The sequence below is a fragment of the Micromonospora sp. WMMA1363 genome (assembly GCF_030345795.1).
Lineage (GTDB): Bacteria > Actinomycetota > Actinomycetes > Mycobacteriales > Micromonosporaceae > Micromonospora.
This window is the reverse complement of sequence record NZ_JAUALB010000001.1, coordinates 5,876,892-5,897,855: the sequence shown is the minus strand read 5'-3', so window position 1 is coordinate 5,897,855 and position 20,964 is coordinate 5,876,892. Positions and strand designations below refer to the sequence as shown.

Genomic DNA, 20,964 nt, shown 5'->3' with positions numbered 1-20,964 from the left:
GGTTCGCAGGCTGCGGCTCACCCCGGCGGGCTAGCCTCTCGTCCCATGACACCGATCCCGTGGATCTCGTTCACCACCGACTACGGTCTCGACGACGGCTTCGTGGCCGCCTGCCACGGGGTACTCGCCCGATTGGCACCAGCGGCCCGGGTGATCGACGTGACCCACCTGGTTCCTCCGGGTGACGTGCGGCGGGGCGCGGCCGTGCTCGCGCAGACCGTGCCGTCCCTGCCGGTGGGCATCCACCTCGCGGTCGTCGACCCGGGAGTGGGCACCGCACGCCGGGGGATCGCTCTGGCGGCCGGGAACGGGATGCTGGTCGGGCCGGACAACGGGTTGCTGCTGGACGCAGCGGCAGCGCTCGGCGGGGTGCGGGCGGCGGTACGGCTGACGAACCCGGACTGGCTCGGACCCCGGGTGTCGGCCACGTTCCACGGCCGGGACGTCTTCGCGCCGGTGGCAGCCCGGCTGGCGCTCGGCGCGCCGCTGGCCGACGCCGGCCCGGCGGTCGAGCCGGACACCCTGGTGCGGCTGCCGGCGCCACTGGTCCGCCCAGAGGCGGACGGTTTCACCGCCGAGGTGCTGACCGTGGACCAGTTCGGCAACGTGCAGCTCGCCGCCCCGGCTGCCCTGCTGAGGCCGCTGCCCGCCGCTGTCCGCGTCGGCGACCGCGCCGCGGTGCGCGGCCGGACCTTCGGCGACGTACCACCCGGCGGGCTGGTGGTGCACGTCGACTCGGCTGGCCTGATCGCGATCGCGGTCAACGGTGGCCGGGCCGCCGACCTGCTCGCGGTGCGACCGGGTGACCGGCTGCGGGTCACCGCGGCCTGACCAGGCGGACGCCGACCGGTTGGCCAGGGTGCGGGTGGGCGGGCGCGGGGGAGAATGGACGGGTGCCCGAAGGCGACACCGTCTGGAACACCGCCCGCGTCCTCCAGCGGGCGCTCGCCGGCACCCGCCTGACCCGCAGCGACTTCCGGGTCCCGCAGCTCGCCGCGACCGACCTCGCAGGCTGGACGGTGCGCGAGTCGGCCAGCCGCGGCAAGCACCTGCTGCTGCGCCTGGCGGCCCCGGGCGGCAGCGCCACCGACACCGGCGCGCTACCCGGGACGGACGGCGGGATGCGCTGGACGCTCCACTCGCACCTGCGGATGGACGGCGCCTGGCGAGCGTACGCGCCCGGCGAGCGCTGGGCCACCCGCCCGGCACACCTGATCCGGGTGGTACTGCGCAGCCCGTCGACCGTGGCCGTCGGCTACCACCTGCACGACCTGGCCCTGGTGCCCACCTCCGAGGAAGGCCGTCTCGTCGACCACCTCGGCCCCGACCTTCTCGGTCCGGACTGGGATCCGTCCGAGGCCGTCCGGCGGCTCACCACCCGTCCGGCCACCACCATCGGTGAGGCCCTCCTCGACCAACGCAACCTCGCCGGCGTCGGCAACCTCTACAAGTGCGAGGTGCTGTTCCTGCTCGGCGTCTCGCCGTGGACACCGGTCGGCGCGGTCCCCGACCTCACCGCCGCGGTCACCCTGGCGCAGAAGTTGCTCACCGCGAACCGGGGGCGCTGGAGGCAGAGCACCACCGGCTCGCTGCACCGAGGGCAGACCAGCTACGTGTACGGCCGGCGCGCCCAGCCGTGCCGCCGCTGCGGCACCGCGATCCGCAAGGAGGAGCTGGGTGACCGGGTCACCTACTGGTGCCCGACCTGCCAACCGGGCCCCGAGCCGTCCGCCTGACCCCACCACGCCGCTGCCGCGGACCTGGCGGGTCGCTCCCGACGGCGGCGGTGCCGGCAGGAACGCACGTGTGCCGGCAGGAACGCACTTGTGCCGGCAGGAACGGCCCCGTGCCGGCACCACCACGCCCATGACGGCAGAAGCGGTGGCGGACTCACCGGGAGCGACGGGTGGGCCGATCCGGGCGGAAGCGGTGACAAAGAATCGGTATTCCCCACAGTCATATTCATGCCGGTCAGGAATAACGCTGCGGACGATACCTGCCCCGATTACCCCGTTACCTGATGAATCCCGAACGGCCCGCCGAGGTCCGCGGGATGTCTTGTTGGTGGCGCAGGGCCGGGGCACCCCGCTTCCTTCGAACGGGATTTGGCAAGAGCCCGCCTTGTACCCCTACCAGGGGCCGGTGCGAGCCGGTCGACGATCGAAAGGCACGTGGCAGCCCGGTGCCGGTTCGGCGTGTCGGGCGGGACACTCCGGGGGCGGGGGCAGAAATTGGCGCGCCGCCCAGATAGGGACGATTGGGCACTTCCTAACCATCCATCCGGGCCGCATGCTGCGGTTGAGCGCTCACACACCGTCAGTTCAGCGCCCCCGCGCCGCCACGCCGAGGTGGCGGCCCGGCGCCCGACGCCGGGAGAGCCATGGACCTGTTCCGCAGACTCCGGATCCCGTGGGCCGACCGACCCGCCGACGACCCTACCGACGATAGCGCCGGCGACAACCGTTACGGCGACACCGGCCCGGACGTGCCGGCGGCCCGGAGTACGGGCCGCCCAGCACCAGCACCAGCACCAGCACCAGCACCAGCACCAGCACGTCTCGACCCAACGGTGGTCCCCCGCTGCTTCGGGGCGGTGCCGAACCACGCGCACAGCCCGTTGCCGGTCGTCGACGCCGAGGGGCGGGTGGTGCCCGGCACCGGAATCCGAAAGTTCGTCGACCCGCTGCCGACCCTCGGCGCCGGCGGCAGCGGCGCCACCACCTCGGGCCCGGTGGGCAGCCTGCCGGTGGCGGCGCCGGACACCATCACCTACCCGGGCTGTGACTACTACGAGATAGGGCTCCAGGAATACGCCCAACGCCTGCACCGGGATCTCCCGGCGACTCGGCTACGCGGTTACCGACAGCTCAACCTCGGCACCGACCCGACCGGGCACAACACCGTCGCTCCGCCGGAGCACCCCGTCCACCTCGGCCCGGTGATCGTCGCGCGACGCGGCCGACCGGTCCGGGTCAAGTTCATCAACCAACTCCCCACCGGGCAGGCCGGCGAGCTCTTCCTCCCCGTCGACCCGACCGTCGAGGGCGCGGGTACCGGCCCGCTCGACGGGCCCGCGCCGTACCCGCAGAACCGGGCGGTGCTGCACCTCGCGGGAGCGCAGACCGGCTGGATCAGTGCGGGCAACCCATGGCAATGGATCTCCCCGGCCGGAGAAATCACCCCCTACCCGACAGGCGTCGGACTGGTCCACGTACCCGACATGCCACACCCGGGCGCCGGGGCGACCACCCTCTATTTTCCGAACGAACAGAGTGGCCGGTCGCTGGTGTTCCACGACAACACCGTCGGCCTCGCCCGGCTGACCGTCTACTCCGGGCAACTCGGGCTCTACCTGCTCACCGACCTGGCCGAGGACCGGCTGGTCAACGACGGGGTACTCCCCGCCGACCAGATTCCGCTGGTCCTCGAGGACCGGACCTTCGTACCCGACGACACCCAGCTGGCCGCTGAAGACCCGACCTGGGACCGGGACCGGTGGGGCACCCGAGGCAACCTCTGGCATCCGCACGTCTACCAGCCCCGGCAGAACCCGTACCGCAGCGGTGGCGGCAACCCCACCGGGCGCTGGGACTACGGGCCGTGGTCGCGTACCGCCGAGGAGATCCCCCCGGACGGCACCGGCCCGGTGCCGAATCCGCACCACGACCCCGTCACCGCGCCCGACGAACCACCGATGACGCCCGGTGTGCCGCACCCGTCGGCGGTGCCGGACGCCTACGGCGACACGGTGCTGGTCAACGGCGTGGCGTACCCGTGGCTCGCGGTGCAGCCGCGCGCCTACCGGTTCCGCATCGTCAACGCGTGCCTGGACCGCAGCCTGAACCTCCAGCTCTACCGGGCCAGCGGCGCGGGGCCGTTGTGGGGCCCGGACGGCAAATTGGCCGACCCGGCGGCGGGTGAGGTGCCGATGGTCGAGACGGTCCGGACGGCTGGCTGGCCGGAGGACGGACGTACCGGCGGTGTGCCGGACCCCCACGCGGCCGGTCCGGAACTGATCCAGATCGGCAACGAGGGCGGCCTGCTGCCGGCACCGGCGGTGATCCCGAACCGACCGGTGACCTACCGGTACGACCGGCGCGACCCCACCGTGCTCAACGTCGACGGGCACGCGCTGCTGCTCGCCCCCGGGGAGCACGCCGACGTGCTGGTCGACTTCTCCACGGTCGCGCCGGGTAGCACGCTGCTTCTCTACAACGACGCCCCCGCCCCGCTACCCGACTTCGACCCCCGGTACGACCACCGCACCGAGGCGCCGGACCTGCACGACGAGGGCGGAACACCGCCGAGCCGCCCCGGGTACGGGCCGAACACCCGGACGCTGCTTCAGTTCCGGGTCGGCGGCACCCCGGCGGCCCGGTACGACCTGGCCCGGCTGCGCGAACGACTGTCCCGGGCGTACGGGGCAAGCCAACAACCGCCGATCGTGTCGCAGCCGGCATACGATCCCCCGTTCGGCACCCACACCATCCGCGAGACCACCGTGCCGGTCCACGCCACCACGGTGAGCTTCACCCCCGCCGGCGGTGGCTCGCCGGTCCTTCTGCCGCTCGCGGTCAAGACGGTCCAGCAGGTCTTCGAGCCCGGTCACGGCCGACTCACCGGGCGGCTCGGTGTGGGGCACCCGCACGGCGGCCCGCTCGGCCCCGCGGCGCTGCCGCTCGGCCCGACCGACCCGGCAACCGAGGTGGTGCAGGTCAGCGACCCGGCGACAGCGGTGGGCGCTCCCACCGACGGCACGCAGCTCTGGCGAATCCGGGGCGCCCCCCGGCGGACCCAGCCGGTCCGGCTGGACGGCGTGGACCTGCAGCTGGTCAACCGGGTGGGATGGGACGGCACCCTCCGGCCACCGGACGACAACGAGTTGGGCTGGAAACAGGTCGTCCGGGTCAACCCCAGGGAGGATGTGATCGTCGCGCTGCGCCCGGTCGCACCTCCGCTGCCGTTCAAGATCGGCGACAGCGTACGGCTGCTGGACCCCGGCCGGCCGGTCGGCGCTGGGACCGGCTCGACACCGGTCAGCCCAGTGGACGGGCGGTCGGCGCGGGTCGGCAACCAACTGGTGAACCTCGGATGGGAGTACCGGTGGCACAGCCAACTCGCCGGCCACCGGGACCAGGGGATGAGTCGGCCGCTGGTGCTCCGGGTCACCCCGAAGGCGCCGACCGGCCTGACCGCGACACCGGTCCCCGGGTCGGCGACCGCGCTGCCGGCGATCACACTGGCGTGGACCGGCAACGGCAGCCGCCCCGCCGCCACCAGCCACCTGTTGCAGCGGGCCACCGATCCGGCCTTCACCGAAGGACTAACCGTGATCACCGTCGCCGCCACCACCAACCGCTACACCGACGCCACGGTCACACCCGACGTCACGTACCACTACCGGATCCGGGCGGAGAACGCGGTCAGCTGCTCGGCGTGGTCGAACAGCGTGCCCGCCTCGGTGCGGCTCGCCGCGCCCACCGGGCTGAGCGCGACGGTACCGCCGGCCGCGCCGCTCCGGGTGGCGTTGCGCTGGCGTAACCGCTCCTTCGCCACCGGCGTCGACGTGCAGCGCGCCACCAACCCGACGTTCACCAGCGGGCCGGGCACCACCGCGATCGGGGTCGGGGACACCCACCTGGACACCGCCGTCACGCCGGACACCATCTACTACTACCGGGTCCGCACCACGTTCCTCGGCACGTCTTCACCATGGTCGACGGTGGCGCAGGTGACCACCCCGCCGCGCCCGGCGGTGCCGGACTCGGTCAGCGTCACCGCCACGGCGCCGGCCGCGGACACCGCGACGGTGATCCTCGGCTGGGTGACCAGCACGCCGGCCGGGCCGGGCGCCGGCTTCACCGTGCAGCGGGCCGTGGACGCCTCCTTCACCCGAGAGGTGGCCACCTTCACGGTGGGCGGACGGGGCTTCACCAACACCGGCCTGGCCCGTGGGGTCACCTACCACTACCGGATCCGCTCGTTCAACGTCGTCGGCGCGTCCGCCTTCGCCCCTCCCGTCGCGGTTACCACCCCGAGCTGATCAGGGAGTGTGCAACGGGGAGTTCACGCCACGCAGTTCGGCGAGGGCCGAGGCGACTCCGTGTAGCAGGTCGGTCGCCTCGGTGAGTCGGGCCGCCGCCGGATGCTCGGTGCCGTCCGGTCGGGCGTTCTCAGCCACGTAACCAGCGGCGGCCACCACAAGCCGCTCGTACGCGGCGACGCCGCTTTCCAGCTGCGCGGAGAGCACCCTGTGCGCCTCTGCCAGGGGTGGCCGGGCGTCCGGCGGCGCGAGCGACAGTGCGCGCTCGACGCTGGCCACCCGGGCGGCGAGGTCCCGCAGGGAACGGTCGGCGGCGGCGGCCTCGGCTACCGCCGGCTCCGCCAGACCGGTCAGCCGGATCGTCATGCCGGCAAAGGTCTGGGCGGCCCGGTCCAGCCGGCTCCACGGCGCTGCCGCGCTGGTGCCGCGCAGCGCGACCCGCGACCGCACCCGGCGCGCCTCGGCCAGCACAGCCGGCCCGACGGGAAGCCGTTCCACCGCGGCGACCAGCCGGGACCGGGACCGAGCCGCCGCCTCGACGGGGTCGAGCGCGGGCGGCGCCGGTCGGGTGGCCAACGCCCGCAGGTCGATCCACCGCCACGCAGCCAGCGCCAGTGCCCCACCCGCCCCGGCGGCCCAGGCCGCGTCCGGCAGCCCAAGACCGGCGTACGGCGTCAGCACGGCAGCCGCACCACCGAGGCCCCCCGCCAGCACGCTCCACCGGCGGGCGGACCGTCGCAACCGACCGAGCCTCCGGAAGTACCGCGTACGCTCGTCTGCCACGTCGCCTCCTCGACCCGGGCCGCTCAGCCGGCGGCGGTGCTGTCCCCGCTGCCGCGTTCCCGGCTCATGCTGGCCCGGATCTCGTCGAGTCGGGCGGCAGCCGCCGGGTCGGCGGCCGGAGCGGCCGGAGCGGCGTCCGGCGCGGACCGAGCGGCCGCCGGCCGCTCGGTCGTGCCGCCGAGCGGCTCACCCGCCATGCTGGAGCGGATCTGCTCCAGCCGGGCGGAACCGGCCGAATCCAGCGTTGCCTTCTGGATTTCCAGCATCCGGCCCTCGACCGAGTTGCCGGCCAGCTCGGCCCGTCCCATCGCATTGGCGTAGCGCCGCTCGATCCGGTCGCGCACCTCGTCCAACGTCGGCGTGGTGCCGGGCGTGGTGATCGCCGACATCGACTCCAGCGAGGCGGCGACGCTTTCCTGCATCTTGGCCTGCTCCAGCTGGCTGAGGAGCTTCGCCCGCTCGGCGAGCTTCTGCTGGAGGATCATCGAGTTGTTCTCGACGGCCTTGCGGGCCTGCGCCGCCGCGCCGAGCGCCTGGTCGTGCAGGGTCTTCAGGTCCTCGGTGGCCTGCTCGGCGGAGACCAGCTGCGTGGCAAGGGTCTGGGCGGACTGTTCGTAGCGCGCCGCCTCGGTCTCGTCACCCTTCGCGCGGGCCTGATCGGCCAGCACCAGGGCCTGGCGGGCGTTGCCCTGCAACCGCTCGACCTCGGACATCTGCCGGGACAGCTTCATCTCGAGCTGCCGCTGGTTGCCGATCACCGCGGCGGCCTGCTGGACGAGCGCCTGGTGCTGGTGCTGGGCCTCCTCGATCGCCTGCTGGATCTGCACCTTCGGATCGGCGTGCTCGTCGATCTTGGCGCCGAAGAGCGCCATCAGATATTTCCAACCCTTGACGAACGGGTTCGCCATCTCCGCGGTATCCCCTCAGTAGCGTCGCGCCGCCCGCCCACGACCGGCGGCCAGGGTGCGGCAGTAGCTCCATCGTCCCAGGCGGATGCCAGCCCGGCGTCCGCGGTTGACGAGCGGGACCGCCACCATCGCGATCAACCCTACGTGGCAGGGCCGCCGCCGACCACGACGAGCGGTATCGGACCAGGGCGAATTCAGGGACGACCGGCCGGGAGCGGAGCGTCGGCCGGATCAGGCGGCGCAGACCACGTCCCGGTCGGCGGGGCGCACCCGGGTGCTGCGCAGCGTCGCCTTGAGCGGGGAGTCCTGACGGACCTGCACGGAGACGGTGCCGTCCGAGGTGACCTGGCGAACGCCCCGGCTGGCGGCCTTACGAACGGCCGGCGGCGACACCGGGGCCGGCTGCTCGACCGGCTCCTCCTGGACCGGCACCAGCACGCCCGGCATCTGCTCGGCGAGCGCGACCGTGTCACTCACCTCGCGCAGCAGCTCGGACAGGCGTGCGCCCAGCGCGTCGCAGATGGCGGCCAGCAGCTCACTCGACGGCTCCTTCTGGCCACGTTCGATCTCGGAGAGGTAGCCGAGGCTGACGTTGGCGGCGGAGGACACCTCGCGCAGGGTGCGGTGCTGCCCCTGCCGGCGTGCCCGCAGCGCGTCACCGATCACCCGGCGTAGCAGGACCATCGCACCTCCCCAGGGGGAACACCACCACGCCCCGACGGCCGGACCTATCCGGACCCGACCACCGAAGCCTTCCCGCAACCGTACCCGGTGGGAGCCCGCCCGACATCCCGCCCCGCCCGGCGGAATCGGATGATCCCTCACCGACGTCCGGCGCCGGCGGAATCACGGCCGGCGGGACCACCGTCCACCAGGCGACCCGCCTCCGCGGTCTGAACCCGCCCAGCCAGCAACCGTAGTGCCGCAATCACCGCGGCCGACCGGACGTGGTCCCGGCCACCGCCGAGCTGGAGCCGGCGAACGTCGCTGCCGGACGGGCCGGCCACGGCCACGTAGACCAGCCCGACCGGCTTGCCGTCCTGCGGCTCGGGCCCGGCCACCCCGGTCGTGGCGAGACCCCAGTCGGCGACGCACCGTCGCCGCCCGCCCTCCGCCAGCGCCACGGCGACGTCCGGGTCGACCGGTCCCCGCGCGGCGACCAGATCCTCTGGTACGCCCGCGAGCCGCGACTTCAGGTCGGTGGCGTAGACCACGAGCCCGCCCCGGTAGACACTGCTGACGCCGGCGATCTCCACGATCGACGCGGCGAGCAGGCCACCGGTCAGCGACTCGACTGTGGCGAGGGTCTCGTGCCGCTCGACCAGACCGTGCACCACGCCGGCCGCCGGGCTACCAACTGGCCGACCACCCTCGGCGTCGGTTCCCGTGTCCATGCCTGTGCCCTCCCGCCGCCGCGGCACCCACCCGGCCTCGGTGTTCATCCTGCCCGACGCTGACCGGCCGGGGAGCGTTCTCAGTGGGACGGGCGGCGCAACCGCAGAGCCTGGGTGAGGTAGTCGAAGCCGGTGACGACCGTCACCGCCACCGCGGCGCCCATGATCCAGGGGCCGACAGCGGCCAGGGCGGCGGGCATCGGCCACAGGTACCAGGTGATCGCGAGGATCTGGAGCACTGTCTTGATCTTGCCGCCCCGGCTGGCCGCGATCACGCCGTGCCGGATCACCCAGAACCGCACCGCGGTGACACCCAGCTCCCGTACCAGGATCAGCGCGGTCACCCACCAGGGCAGCAGGTCATACCAGGAGAGCAGCAGCAGCGCGGACCCGGTGAGCGCCTTGTCCGCGATCGGGTCGGCCACCTTGCCGACCGACGTGACCAGGCCGAACCGGCGGGCGATCCACCCATCCACCAGATCGGTGACCGACGCCACCACGAAGATCAGGCAGCCGACGATCCGCCAGCCGGGCTGGCTCATCCCGGACGCCACCACCGACACGGCGAAGACCGGCACCAGAATCAGCCGCAGCAGCGTCAGCGCGTTCGCCGCGTTGACCACGGACACCCGGGCGACCACCGGGACCGGGGCTGGCTCCGCCGCCCCGGTCACCGACGCATCCCGCTCCGGCCGCCGTGGCAGCCCCGGCACCTCACCACGTGGCTCCCTCGCTCCGCCCGGGCCCGCCGTCACCGTGCCGCGCCGGGCGCCGCCGAGATCATTTCATCCGGTACGGCGACCAGGTCGACGCCCTCGGTCGCGGTGACCGTTGCGCGGACCAGGTCGCCGGGGCGCAACGCGGCCAGGTCCACCCCGCCGCCCGGCGGCGCGACCAGCGTCGTCGACCCGTCGACCTCGGGCGCCTGGTGCGCGGCACGCCCCTCGACCACATCGTCGTGGACCGAGTCGACCAGGACCTGAACCGTCGACCCGATCCGCTCCTCGGCGCGCTGCGCGCACAGCTCGTCGGCCAGGGCGCCGATTCGGTCGTATCGGCGTTTCACCGTGGCGGCCGAGACCTTGCCGCCCAGACCTGCGGCCTCGGTGCCGTCCTCGTCGCTGTAGTCGAACACGCCGATCGCGTCCAGCCGCGCCTCGGTCAGGAAGCGGACCAGTTCGGCGACGTCGGCCCGGGTCTCGCCGGGGAAGCCGACGATGAAGTTGCTCCGGGCGCCGGCCTCGGGCGCGAGGGCTCGGGCACCGGCCAGCAGCTCGAGGAACCGGTCGGTAGAGCCGAACCGGCGCATCCGGCGCAGCACCGGCTCGCTGGAGTGCTGAAAGGACAGGTCGAAGTACGCAGCCACGCCCGGCGTCGTGGCGATCGCCTCGACCAGGCCGGGGCGGGTCTCGGCGGGCTGGAGGTAGCTCGCCCGGACCCGGACGATGCCGTCGATCGCGGCGAGCTGCGGCAGCAGCTTCTCCAATGCCCGCGGATCGCCGAGGTCCTTGCCGTAGGAGGTCGAATTCTCGCTGACCAGCACCAGCTCACGGACCCCGGTCTTGGCCAGCCACTCGGCCTCGGCGAGCAGCTCGTCGGGGGTGCGGGAGACGAAGGCACCGCGGAAGGCGGGGATGGCGCAGAACGCACAGCGCCGGTCGCAGCCGCTGGCGAGCTTGAGTGAGGCGACCGGACCGCCGTCCAGCCGACGCCGCAGCACCGGCCGTAGGTGCGCCGGCGTGTGCTCGTCGACCGGGACGGCGATGCCGTGCCCAGGCAGCGACACCGCTGTCTCCCGGCGGTCGACCGGGGTGAGTGGCAGCAGTTTCCGACGGTCGCGCGGGGTGTGCGCGTCGATCGAGTCGCCGGCGAGTACCGCGCCCAACCGGGCGGAGATATCCGGGTAGTCGTCGAAGCTGAACACTGCCTGCGCCTCGGGAAGGCTGTCAGCCAGCTCACGCCCGTACCGCTCGGCCATGCACCCGGCCGCCACCACCTTCGCTCCGGTGTCGGCTGCGGCCAGCAGGGTCTGGATCGAATCCTGCTTGGCCTTCTCGACGAACCCGCAGGTGTTCACGACCACCACGTCGGCGCCCTCACCGTCCGTGGTGACCTGCCAGCCGTCCGCGTGCAGCCGGGCGGCCAGTTCTTCCGAGTCGACCTCGTTGCGGGCACAACCGAGGGTCAACAGGGCGACGCGGCGGCCGTCGGCGGGTGAAGGGGAGGTGGCGGACACCATCCGAGGGTACCGGGCCGGTAACCGGTCCCGGCGCCCGCAGGCCCCTCGGCCGGTTGCTCACCCACCGGCGGCTACCGGACCGAGTCTGCCTGACAGGTCCTGTCCGCGCTCGGTTGGTCTCATCAGGTCCCGGCCGCCACCCGGGACCGGCGTGGATCGGCCGGTCCGGCCGGGACGGCGACCCGGACCAGGTGGTCGAGCAGGAAGACCTCGGTGCCGGCCAGCCCGGTCGAACAGAAGACCGAGACCTGGTCCGCGCTGGTCCGGCCGGGGACCGCCCCGGCCAGCACCGCTCCCAGGTCGCGCAGCCGGCCGGCGTACGGGGCCAGCGCGGCGAGCATCGGCGGGTCGTACGCGCCCGCCTGCGCCGACGAATCGGTGACCAGCACATCCGCCCGGTCGAGCAGATCGGTGCCGAACTCGTGCCGGTCGACCTGCTTGAAGCCCACCGCGTTGACGTGTGTGCCCGGGGCGAGGTCTCCGGCGGCCAGCACCGGGACGGTGCTGGTGGTAGCGAGTACCACGACGTCCCGGTCGGTCACGGCGGCCCGGGCGGAGGCCACCGCGCGGGCCGGGACACCCAACTCGGCGCGGACGCGGGCCGCGAACCCCTCCCGCCGGGCGACGGAGCGGCTATGTACGGTCACCTCGCGTAGTGGTCGGACCGCGGCGGCGGCCCACACCTGCGTCCACGCCTGGTGCCCGGAGCCGATCACGCCGAGGGTGGCCGCGTCTGGGCGGGCCAGCGTGTCCACGGCGACCCCACCCAGCCCCCCGGTCCGCCGGGACCCCAGCTCCTCCCCGACCGCGATCGCCCGCACCGCCCCCGTCCGCCCATCGTGCAGCACCACGACCTGATCGCCGCACGGGTGCCCGAAGGTGTCGTACGAGCGGAAGCCGTACCACTCGCCGACGAGGTGCCCGGCGGTCAGCACCATCCGCCCTCCACCCAGCGCGGCCACCGCCCGCGGCGGCGCCACCAGCCGCCCGTCGTGGGCGGCCCGCAGTGCGTCCCGCATCGCCGCCACCGTCCTCGGTGCGTCGAGCGCGGCAGTGACCTCGGGGTCGGAGAAGAACAGCGGCATACCGGCAATACTGCAAGTTGAAGGCAAGTTGAGGTCCACCCAACGTGGTTCGGATCACGCACGGTGCTAGCCTCGTCGTCGGCCCGCCAGCGGGCTGGCGCTCCGCCCCAATCGAGTGGTGGGCGTACCCGGTCAGGCCGCGACGCCCCCGGGCGACTCAGAATCGACTCGTCCCGGCCCCGACGGTACGGGCGGCTCGACGAGAGGTGACTCCGATGGCCTGGATCGTGCTGGTGGTCTCCGGACTCCTGGAGACAGCCTGGGCGATCGCCCTCGACCGCAGCGTCGGCTTCCGCCGACCCGTCCCGTCGGTGGTCTTCGCCGTCACCCTCGTGCTCAGCATGGCCGGCCTGGCGTACGCACTCCGCGACATCCCCGTCGGCACCGGCTACGCCGTATGGGTTGGCATCGGCATGGTCGGCACGGCCGTCGTCGGCATGGTCGCCCTGAACGAGTCGGCCAGCCTTCCCCGGATCGCCTGTCTGCTGCTGGTGATCGCTGGCGTGGTCGGCCTGAGGATCTACCACTGACGCCCCACGCCCCGGCCGGCTCGCGCCCCACCACGGACGAGATCCTGGCCGACCGCCACCGACGCGCGCCCCGCGGCGGCGTCGCCCGTGTCTGCTCGATCCTTGTCCTCGTGGGCGCGGTGCTCGGCGTCGAGCCACTGGGCCGGTACGTGGCCGACGCCAGCCCGGCCCGGCCGGCATGATGATCGGCGTGGCCGATCGGCACCACGGCCCTCGACCGTTGTCAGTCGTCGCCGCCGCGCAGCCCGACCAGGACCTCCTCCAACTCGTCCGGCTTGACGAGCACGTCGCGGGCCTTGGAACCCTCGGAGGGGCCGACCACGCCGCGCGTCTCCATGAGGTCCATCAGCCGGCCGGCCTTGGCGAAGCCGACCCGCAGCTTGCGTTGAAGCATCGACGTCGAGCCGAATTGGGAGGTCACCACCAGCTCGACAGCCTGCACCAGCAGGTCGAGGTCGTCGCCGATGTCCTCGTCGATCTTCTTCTTGCCCTCCTGGGCGACGGTCAACACGTCCGGCCGAAACTCCGGCTCCCGCTGGTCCTTGCAGAACTTGACGACATCGGTGATCTCGCGCTCGGTCACCCAGGCGCCCTGGATACGGATCGGCTTCGACGCACCCATCGGCAGGAAGAGGCCGTCGCCCCGGCCGAGTAACTTCTCCGCGCCTGGCTGGTCCAGGATGACGCGGGAATCCGCCAGCGAGGAGGTCGCGAAGGCAAGCCGCGACGGCACGTTCGCCTTGATCAGTCCGGTGACCACGTCGACCGAGGGCCGCTGGGTGGCGAGCACCAGGTGGATGCCGGCGGCCCGAGCCAGCTGGGTGATCCTGACGACGGAATCCTCCACGTCGCGCGGTGCGACCATCATCAGGTCGGCCAGCTCGTCCACGATCACCAGCAGGTACGGATACGGCCGGATCTCCCGCTCGCTGCCCGGCGGCGCCTTGATCTCGCCGGTGCGCACCTTGCGGTTGAAGTCGTCGATGTGCCGAACCCCGTTGGCAGCGAGGTCGTCGTACCGCATGTCCATCTCGCGGACGACCCACTCCAGTGAGTCGGCAGCCTTCTTGGCGTTCGTCACGATCGGCGTGACCAGGTGCGGGATGCCCTCGTAGCCGGTCATCTCGACCCGCTTCGGGTCGATCAGCAGCAGCCGCACCTCGTCCGGCGTCGCCCGGGTCAGGATCGACACCAGCAGCGAGTTGAGGCAGGACGACTTGCCCGCGCCGGTGGCCCCCGCGATCAGGATATGCGGCATCTTCGCGAGGTTGGCCACCACGTAGCCGCCCTCGATGTCCTTGCCCAGCGCCACCACCATCGGGTGGTGATCGCTGGTGGCCGCCCGGGAGCGCAGCACGTCGCCGAGGGACACGTTCTCCGGGTCGGTGTTCGGGATCTCCACGCCGACCGCGCTCTTGCCCGGGATCGGGCTGAGGATCCGGACGTCCGGCGACTTCACCGCGTACGCGATGTTCCGGGAAAGCTGGGTGATCCGCTCGACCTTGACGCCCGGGCCAAGCTCGACCTCGTACCGGGTGACCGTCGGGCCCCGGGTGAAGCCGGTGACCGCGGCGTCCACGTCGAACTGCTCGAAGACGCCAGTCAGCGCGGCGATCACCTCGTCGTTGGCCTTGCTCCGGGTCTTCGGCGCGGCACCGCTGCTCATCAGGTTCGCCGGGGGCAGGGCGTAGTCGCCGGCCAGCCCGGTCAGGGCAAGCTGCTCGGCCCGCGTGGGCAGTGGCGAGTGTTCGGGGGGCTCGGCCGGCTTGCGGCCGGCCGGCACCCTCGCCGGGCGCTTGCGGGGCAGCACGAGCGTGTCCTGGAGGTCGGCACCCGCCAGGTCGTCGACGTCGTCCGGTTCCACCGGTGGCGGCATCCGCTTCGCCGGGCGTTTACGGGCCGGTTTCTCGGCAACCGCCGCCTCCTGCTCGGCGGGCGGCGTGCCGGCCACCGCGTCGGCCAGCAAACCCAGCCGCTCGGGAATCTTGTTGATCGGCGTCGCGGTGACCACCAACAGCCCGAAGACCAGCAGCAGGACCAGCAGCGGCACGGCCACCCAGGCGGTCACCGCCCGTTCCAGCAGACTGCCGACGCCGGCGCCGACCAGGCCACCGGCGAAGTCTCGCTGGACCGGGTCCACCGGATCCTGCCCGATGTGCAGCATCGCCGCGGTGGCGATCAGCATGGACCCCCAGCCGACCAGGCCGCGACCGCGGTGCTCGGGGTCGGCGGGCTGACGCATCAGCCGCCAGGCGCCGATCATCAGCAGCACCGGCACCACGATGGCGATCGCGCCGAGAAAGAGCCGGACGCTGTCGGCCAGCCGCTCCCCCACCGGGCCGGCCCCGGAAAACCAGATCGCCACCGCGCTGAGCAGGGCGAGGCCGAAGACCAGCAGCCCGGCGCCGTCACGCCGGTGCTCCGGGTCCAGATCACGGGCGGCGGCGGCCTGCCGGCCCGCGGCGCGCACCGCCCAGCCCGTGCCGTGCGCCAGGCCCATCCACAGCGCTCCGAGCGCCCGGCCGAGGTAGGCGGCGGGTCCGGGGCGTGCGGCGGTGCGGCGCCGGGCGGACGTGCGGGCCTTCTTCGCCGGCTGGCGGGCACGGTTGTTGGTGGTGCCACGCGGCGACGCGCCGCGCCGCCGGCTCGCCTGAGAGGTACGGCCCGCCATAGCATCAACCTAACGGTGGCACCCGGCAGATCGCCGCTTTTCCGGGTCGTGTCCGCGCGTCGTAGCGTGAATCGCCGCCGGTCGTGATATCCGCCTCAGAAGGGATGCCCCCATGGCGTCGCCGATCGCGGACGATCCGGACCGAACTCTGACCGGGTACCCGGGCACGCTGCGCCCCCTGACCGGTGAGCTGATCGCCACCGTGCTCGCCGGCCGGGGGTACGTGGTGGAGACCGACCCGGCCGGCGACCTGGTCGGCCGGTGGGCCGACAGCCTGATCTGGTTCCTGCGCCCGGGCGCGGCCGGGGAACTACTCCAGGTGCGCACCGTGGCGGCACCGACGTTCCCCATCGAGTACGTCCCGGCGTTGCACGTCTTCTGCAACGCGTGGAACCACGACCGGCTCTGGCCGAAGGCGTTCGTCCACGTCGAGGACGACGGGTGGGCCCGGGTCTGCGGTGAGGTCATCACCGACCTGGAGCACGGGGTGACGCCGCACCAGCTCAACCAGCTCCTCGACTGCGGCATCACCACCGGCTGCCAGCTCGCCAACGAGGTGGCCCACCTGCCCGGCGCGGTGCTGCGGTGACCGGGCAGTCCGGCGGCCGGGGGCTGGAGGAGTTCGGCTGGCCGGGGTGGCTGCCCGGCCGGCGCCGGCCGGGACGGGACCAGCGCGCCCTCGCCGAGGAACTGGCCGACGCCCGGGACTCCCCCGACGGCGAGGCACGCGACGCGGAGCTGGAACGCATCGCCGCGCACGCCGACGCCACCGGTGACGACCGGGCGGCCCTCGGTGCCCGGCTGACGCTGATCGAGACGTATCTGGTGCACGGGCAGCGGTGGCGGCTGGTCGAGCCGGTCCGCCGCTGCCTCGCCGCCACCGGCCGCCGGCCGGACCTGCTGCCGCCCGGCGGCCGGGAACTGCTGTCGCGATACCAGCGGTACGCGGTCGAAGCCCTGCTCGGCAGCCCACGGGTCGGACTGGAGCAGGCTCAGGCCCTACTCGACGACCTCGCCGCCAGCAGCGCGGCGGTGACCGCCGAGCTACACTGCCGGATCGCCGACCATCTGGGCGACGAACCGGCCGCGCGGAGCTGGTTCGACCGTTGGACGGCCGCCATCCCGGAACCGGCCGGCGGGTGCCCGGACTGCGCCACCGCGCGGCGGGCGGAGCTGCTCGCCGGCTGGGGCGACTGGCGGGCCGCGCTGGACATGCTGGCCGAACCCGGCTCGGCGGGCTGCACGGAGGCGCCCGGTCGGGCGCTCGCCGCGGCGCTGCTGCCCTGGCTGCGGGCGGATGAGCCGACGCGGGCGGCGACGGCACACGTACAGGCCTACCGGCGGCACCGGCGGGAGCGTGCCGCCTTTCCGTTCCTCGCCGCCCACCTGCGCTTCTGTGCCCTCGGCGGGCACCTCACGCGAGGGCTGGACGTGCTCGCCGAGCAGTTGCCGAGGCTCGACCACGCCGACGACGAGCTGTCCGCCATGGAGTTCGCCACGGCCGGAGCACTGGTATGCGCCGTCGCGACCGAGGCGGGGCTCGGGGGCCGGGCGGTGCACCGCCCGGCCCACGGGCCGCGGCCCGCCGCGGACCTCGACGTCGAGGCCCTCGGGGCGGTGCTGCTCGACCTGGCCACCGGGCTCGCCGGCAGCTTCGACGCCCGCAACGGCACCGGTCACCAGTCCGGGCGGATCGCGTCCTGGTTGGCTGAGCGGGCGCTCGCCGCCCCCGTGCCGCTGCCGCCCGGCGGGGAGGTCGACGACCACCCCGCCGACGACCACCCCGCCGACGGGGCCGACGACGACCACCCCGCCGACGGGGCCGACGACGACGGACCCGACGTGCCCGTACCCCTCAGCCTGGCGCTCATCACCACCGCCCTCGACCGGCGTGGTGACCGGTACGCGGTGGACGCCGCCGACACCGTGGTCGGGCGCTGGGGCGAGGCGCTCATCCAGGTCCGGCAGGCCGGGGAACGGGGCGAGATCCTGCACGTGCGGAGCGTGGCCAGTCGCCGGCTCCCGGCCGGCCGGCGCTCCGAGGCGTACGCGTTCTGCAACTCCTGGAACCACGACCGGCTACTGCCGGCGGCCTATGTGCACGATGCTGGCGACGAGCTGGTGCTGGCCGGGGACGTTCGCACGGACCTGTCGCACGGGGTGGCCCCGGTCCAGCTGGACGTGCTGCTGGAGGCGGCGGTCCGCACCGGCTCGGCGTACGCCGACGCGGTGGCCGCCCTGCCCTGAGCCGCGCCGAACCCCGCCGGGCCGGTTCACCGGTCCGGCCGGGATCTGGTCGCTACCGCGTGTTCTGGGTCGTGACCAGGGTCAGGCCGTTGCGGTCGAGGATCTCGCGCAGCGGCTGGAAGAACGTGACACCGCCCCGGGTACAGTCCCCGGATCCGCCGGAGGTGACCCCCTGTGCCTGGTCACCGGAGATCCAGGCGCCGCCGGAGTCGCCCCGCTCGGCGCAGACGTTGGTGCGGACCAGCCCGGTGACCGTTCCCTCCGCGTAGCGCACGGTGGCGTTGCGGGCCTGGACGACGCCGCACCGGGCGCCGGTGGTGGAGCCGGACCGGCAGATCGACGCGCCGACCGGCACCTCCCGCGCGCCGGCAACCGGCACCGTCCCGCCGTTGAAGTCGTTGACCACCGGCCGCGGAGTCCACGCGTTGTTGACCTGGACCACTGCCCAGTCGTCGCCGGGGAACGACGAGGCCCGGAAGACCCCCTGGCCGATGCCGTTCGCCCCGGCCGTCCGGGCGCCCACCTGGCCGCAGTGCCCGGCGGTCACGAAGCCGCCGACGACGGAGAAGCCCACCGAGCACCGGCCAGCGCGGTTGATGATGAACGGGTCACCGCCCCGGACGTCGAAGAGCAGCCGGGGTGTCTCCGCGCTGGCCTCCACCCGCACCGCCGGCCGGGGTACGCGGGTGCGGTCGACCAGCCGCCAGGCGGCCTCCTCCGCACCGGTTTCGGCCAGCACCACCAACGCGTTGTCGGCGACGTCCACGTACCAGCCGGACACCGCGTCGGACGCCGCGCCGCCGGCCCGGTCCAGCCGGGTCTTGTACGCGTCGAGTTCACCCACGCCCCGGGCGACCAGCTTCGGCACCGCCCCGGCGGCGCGGACCCGCTCTGTCGCCGCCCGGTCGGCGACCGCGACGTTCAGGGTCCGGCCGTCCGCGCCGAGCCAGCTTCCGCCGTAGTCGGCGCCGAGTTCACTGCGCAGCTCGCTGACCATCCCGGTCGCCCAACGCTCGGTACGGATCCGGGTCGTGACCTGTTCGGCGGTGAGGGACAGGTCGCGCCGCATCGCGTCGACCACCTCCGGCGCGAGGTCCCCGTTCGTTGGTGTGGCGCCCTCGCCAGGGGAAGCTGTCTTCTCCCCGGCGAACGAGGGCAGCGTCACCGCCGCCGCCGCGCCCACCGTCGCCACCATCACGCCGATGGCTGCCCATCGTCTGCGGTCCATCCGTCTCGCTCCTCCCGGCCGGCGCGGTCACGCCAGCCACAGCGAGGTACGGGGGCGGGTCGGCCAAGGTTGAACAATTGATGGAAAACGATGGCGAAACGCGACGACGCCCGCCGGGAGTAACCGGCGGGCGTCGGAGCGTGCGGGTCAGACCTCGACGACGGTCGGGACGATCATGGGCCGACGCCGGTACGCGTCGTTGACCCACCGCCCGACGGTGCGCCGGACGATCTGCTGGAGCTGGTGCGGGTCGGTGATGCCCTCGGCGGCGGCCCGGTTGAGCGCCTCGGTGATCAGCGGCACCACCGGGTTGAACGCCTCCGGATCCTCGGAGAAGCCCTTGGCGGAGACGGTCGGCCCGCCGACCACCTTGCCGGTGACCGAGTCGATGACGACGGTGGCGGCGATGAACCCGCCGTCGCCGAGGATCCGGCGCTCGGTGAGCAGCGACTCGGACACATCGCCGACGGCCAGGCCGTCGACGTAGACGTAGCGGCTCTTGACGTGCCCGACCAGGCTGGCCCGGCCCTCGACGAGGTCGACGACGTCACCGTCCTCGCAGAGCACCACCCGGTCGGGCGCCACGCCGGACTCGATGCCGAGCCGGGCGTGGGCACGCAGGTGCCGCCATTCGCCGTGTACCGGCATCAGGTTGCTCGGACGCGTGACGTTGAGCAGGTAGAGCAGCTCCCCGGCGGGAGCGTGACCGGACACGTGCACCTTGGCCACGTCCTTGTGCACCACGACCGCGCCGGCGCGGGCCAACCGGTTGATCACCCGGTAGACCGAGGTCTCGTTACCCGGCACCAGCGAGGAGGCCAACACGACCGTGTCGCCGGGGGCGATGGTGATGTGCCGGTGGTCGCCGCTGGCCATCCGGCCGAGGGCGCTCATCGGCTCGCCCTGGGAACCGGTGGACATCAGCACGATCTGCTCGGGCGACATCGTGGTGGCCTCTTCGAGGCCCACGACGAGCCCGGGCGGGATGTTCAGCAGGCCCAGATCCCGGGCGATGCCCATGTTGCGGACCATCGAACGGCCGATCAGAGCCACCTTGCGCCCATGCTCGACGGCCGAGTCGAAGACCTGCTGCACCCGGTGCACGTGCGAGGCGAACGAGGCCACGATGATCCGACCGCGGGCCTTGGCGAAGATCGAGTCGAGCACCGGGCCGATCTCCCGCTCGGGCGTGACGAAGCCGGGGATCTCGGCGTTGGTGGAGTCGGACAGGAGCAGGTCGACGCCCTCGGCACCGAGTCGGGCGAAGCCGGCCAGGTCGGTGATCCGGCCGTCCAGCGGGAGCTGGTCCATCTTGAAGTCGCCGGTGTGCAGCACCAGGCCGGCCGGGGTGCGGATGGCGACGGCGAGCGCGTCCGGGATCGAGTGGTTGACCGCGAAGAACTCGCACTCGAACGGGCCGAGCCGCTCCCGTCCCCCCTCCCGCACGGTCAGCGTGTACGGCTGGATCCGCCGCTCGGCGAGCTTCGCCTCCACCAGGGAGAGGGTGAACTGCGAACCGACCAGGGGGATGTCCGGCTTGTGGGCGAGCAGGTACGGCACCGCGCCGATATGGTCCTCGTGACCGTGGGTGAGCACGATCGCCTGCACGTCGTCGAGCCGGTCCAGGATCGGCCCGAAGTCGGGCAGGATCAGGTCGACGCCGGGCTGTTCCACGTCCGGGAAGAGCACCCCGCAGTCGACGATCAGTAGCTTTCCGTCGTACTCGAAGACGGTCATGTTCCGACCGATGGCACCGAGCCCGCCGAGCGGAATGATCCGCAGTCCACCCGCCGGCAGCGGCGGCGGCAGTTCTGCCTCGATGTGCGCCTCGGTCAC

16 protein-coding genes are annotated in these 20,964 nt (G+C 73.1%); 6 read left to right on the top strand and 10 right to left on the bottom strand.

Annotation, left to right across the window (positions count from 1 at the left end; translation table 11 throughout):
* Window positions 1–45 precede the first annotated feature (45 nt).
* The 3 genes from QTQ03_RS27355 to QTQ03_RS27345 all read left to right on the top strand — a co-directional run bounded on the left by QTQ03_RS27355 (window position 46) and on the right by QTQ03_RS27345 (window position 6,043).
* Window positions 46–831 carry an S-adenosyl-L-methionine hydrolase gene (locus QTQ03_RS27355; RefSeq protein ID WP_289280532.1) on the top strand — a complete coding sequence of 262 codons (786 nt, stop codon included), beginning with the start codon at window positions 46–48 and terminating at the stop codon, window positions 829–831.
* 62 nt (window positions 832–893) lie between these two features.
* Complete coding sequence (locus tag QTQ03_RS27350; RefSeq protein ID WP_289280531.1) at window positions 894–1,736, top strand: zinc finger domain-containing protein; 843 nt, start codon at window positions 894–896, stop codon at window positions 1,734–1,736.
* A 644-nt stretch (window positions 1,737–2,380) separates the two neighbouring features.
* Window positions 2,381–6,043: a hypothetical protein gene (locus QTQ03_RS27345; protein ID WP_289280530.1), complete on the top strand. Its 3,663-nt coding sequence runs from the start codon at window positions 2,381–2,383 to the stop codon at window positions 6,041–6,043.
* Here QTQ03_RS27345 and pspM read toward each other — a convergent pair whose 3' ends face one another.
* The 7 genes from pspM to QTQ03_RS27310 form a co-directional block, all read right to left on the bottom strand.
* Window positions 6,044–6,826, bottom strand: coding sequence for a phage shock envelope stress response protein PspM (gene pspM / locus QTQ03_RS27340; protein ID WP_289280529.1), 783 nt, complete (start codon window positions 6,824–6,826; stop codon window positions 6,044–6,046).
* A gap of 23 nt (window positions 6,827–6,849) precedes the next feature.
* On the bottom strand, window positions 6,850–7,734 hold the full coding sequence (locus QTQ03_RS27335; RefSeq protein ID WP_289280528.1) for a PspA/IM30 family protein: 885 nt from the start codon (window positions 7,732–7,734) through the stop codon (window positions 6,850–6,852).
* Window positions 7,735–7,965: 231 nt separating this feature from the next.
* A complete protein-coding gene (locus QTQ03_RS27330) occupies window positions 7,966–8,418 on the bottom strand; it encodes a helix-turn-helix domain-containing protein (RefSeq protein WP_289280527.1) in 453 nt (150 codons plus the stop codon).
* Between the two features lie 137 nt (window positions 8,419–8,555).
* Entirely contained in the window at window positions 8,556–9,128 is a 573-nt protein-coding gene (locus QTQ03_RS27325) for a CinA family protein (RefSeq protein WP_289280526.1), read from the bottom strand.
* An 80-nt stretch (window positions 9,129–9,208) separates the two neighbouring features.
* Window positions 9,209–9,802, bottom strand: a complete 594-nt coding sequence (gene pgsA / locus QTQ03_RS27320) for a CDP-diacylglycerol--glycerol-3-phosphate 3-phosphatidyltransferase (protein WP_289281020.1) — start codon at window positions 9,800–9,802, stop codon at window positions 9,209–9,211.
* Between the two features lie 77 nt (window positions 9,803–9,879).
* Window positions 9,880–11,367 (bottom strand): 30S ribosomal protein S12 methylthiotransferase RimO, encoded by a 1,488-nt coding sequence (gene rimO, locus QTQ03_RS27315; protein WP_289280525.1) that lies wholly within the window; start codon window positions 11,365–11,367, stop codon window positions 9,880–9,882.
* A 122-nt stretch (window positions 11,368–11,489) separates the two neighbouring features.
* The gene (locus QTQ03_RS27310; RefSeq protein ID WP_289280524.1) at window positions 11,490–12,452 is read right to left on the bottom strand and encodes an ornithine cyclodeaminase family protein; all 963 of its coding nucleotides are present in this window, start codon (window positions 12,450–12,452) and stop codon (window positions 11,490–11,492) included.
* 215 nt (window positions 12,453–12,667) lie between these two features.
* On the opposite strand from QTQ03_RS27310, the gene QTQ03_RS27305 reads away from it, so the two are divergent.
* A complete protein-coding gene (locus QTQ03_RS27305) occupies window positions 12,668–12,982 on the top strand; it encodes a DMT family transporter (RefSeq protein WP_289280523.1) in 315 nt (104 codons plus the stop codon).
* Between the two features lie 223 nt (window positions 12,983–13,205).
* Here the strand turns inward: QTQ03_RS27305 and QTQ03_RS27300 are convergent, their stop codons facing one another.
* Entirely contained in the window at window positions 13,206–15,653 is a 2,448-nt protein-coding gene (locus QTQ03_RS27300) for a DNA translocase FtsK (protein ID WP_289280522.1), read from the bottom strand.
* A gap of 112 nt (window positions 15,654–15,765) precedes the next feature.
* Between QTQ03_RS27300 and QTQ03_RS27295 the strand changes: the two genes are divergently transcribed.
* The gene (locus QTQ03_RS27295; RefSeq protein ID WP_289280521.1) at window positions 15,766–16,242 is read left to right on the top strand and encodes a type III secretion system chaperone family protein; all 477 of its coding nucleotides are present in this window, start codon (window positions 15,766–15,768) and stop codon (window positions 16,240–16,242) included.
* On the top strand, window positions 16,239–17,900 hold the full coding sequence (locus QTQ03_RS27290) for a type III secretion system chaperone family protein (RefSeq protein ID WP_289280520.1): 1,662 nt from the start codon (window positions 16,239–16,241) through the stop codon (window positions 17,898–17,900). The genes QTQ03_RS27295 and QTQ03_RS27290 overlap by 4 nt, the downstream gene beginning before the upstream one ends.
* A 52-nt stretch (window positions 17,901–17,952) precedes the next feature.
* On the opposite strand, the gene QTQ03_RS27285 is transcribed toward QTQ03_RS27290, so the two are convergent.
* The gene (locus tag QTQ03_RS27285; RefSeq protein ID WP_289280519.1) at window positions 17,953–19,128 is read right to left on the bottom strand and encodes a S1 family peptidase; all 1,176 of its coding nucleotides are present in this window, start codon (window positions 19,126–19,128) and stop codon (window positions 17,953–17,955) included.
* Window positions 19,129–19,275: 147 nt separating this feature from the next.
* Window positions 19,276–20,964, bottom strand: a complete 1,689-nt coding sequence (locus QTQ03_RS27280) for a ribonuclease J (protein ID WP_289280518.1) — start codon at window positions 20,962–20,964, stop codon at window positions 19,276–19,278.

Coding starts and splice junctions, on each gene's coding strand:
- QTQ03_RS27355 (WP_289280532.1), top strand. CDS start 46: ATGACACCGATCCCGTGGATCTCGTTCACCACCGACTACGGTCTCGAC.
- QTQ03_RS27345 (WP_289280530.1), top strand. CDS start 2,381: ATGGACCTGTTCCGCAGACTCCGGATCCCGTGGGCCGACCGACCCGCC.
- QTQ03_RS27335 (WP_289280528.1), bottom strand. CDS start 7,734: ATGGCGAACCCGTTCGTCAAGGGTTGGAAATATCTGATGGCGCTCTTC.
- QTQ03_RS27330 (WP_289280527.1), bottom strand. CDS start 8,418: ATGGTCCTGCTACGCCGGGTGATCGGTGACGCGCTGCGGGCACGCCGG.
- QTQ03_RS27325 (WP_289280526.1), bottom strand. CDS start 9,128: ATGGACACGGGAACCGACGCCGAGGGTGGTCGGCCAGTTGGTAGCCCG.
- rimO (WP_289280525.1), bottom strand. CDS start 11,367: ATGGTGTCCGCCACCTCCCCTTCACCCGCCGACGGCCGCCGCGTCGCC.
- QTQ03_RS27310 (WP_289280524.1), bottom strand. CDS start 12,452: ATGCCGCTGTTCTTCTCCGACCCCGAGGTCACTGCCGCGCTCGACGCA.
- QTQ03_RS27305 (WP_289280523.1), top strand. CDS start 12,668: ATGGCCTGGATCGTGCTGGTGGTCTCCGGACTCCTGGAGACAGCCTGG.
- QTQ03_RS27300 (WP_289280522.1), bottom strand. CDS start 15,653: ATGGCGGGCCGTACCTCTCAGGCGAGCCGGCGGCGCGGCGCGTCGCCG.
- QTQ03_RS27295 (WP_289280521.1), top strand. CDS start 15,766: ATGGCGTCGCCGATCGCGGACGATCCGGACCGAACTCTGACCGGGTAC.
- QTQ03_RS27285 (WP_289280519.1), bottom strand. CDS start 19,128: ATGGACCGCAGACGATGGGCAGCCATCGGCGTGATGGTGGCGACGGTG.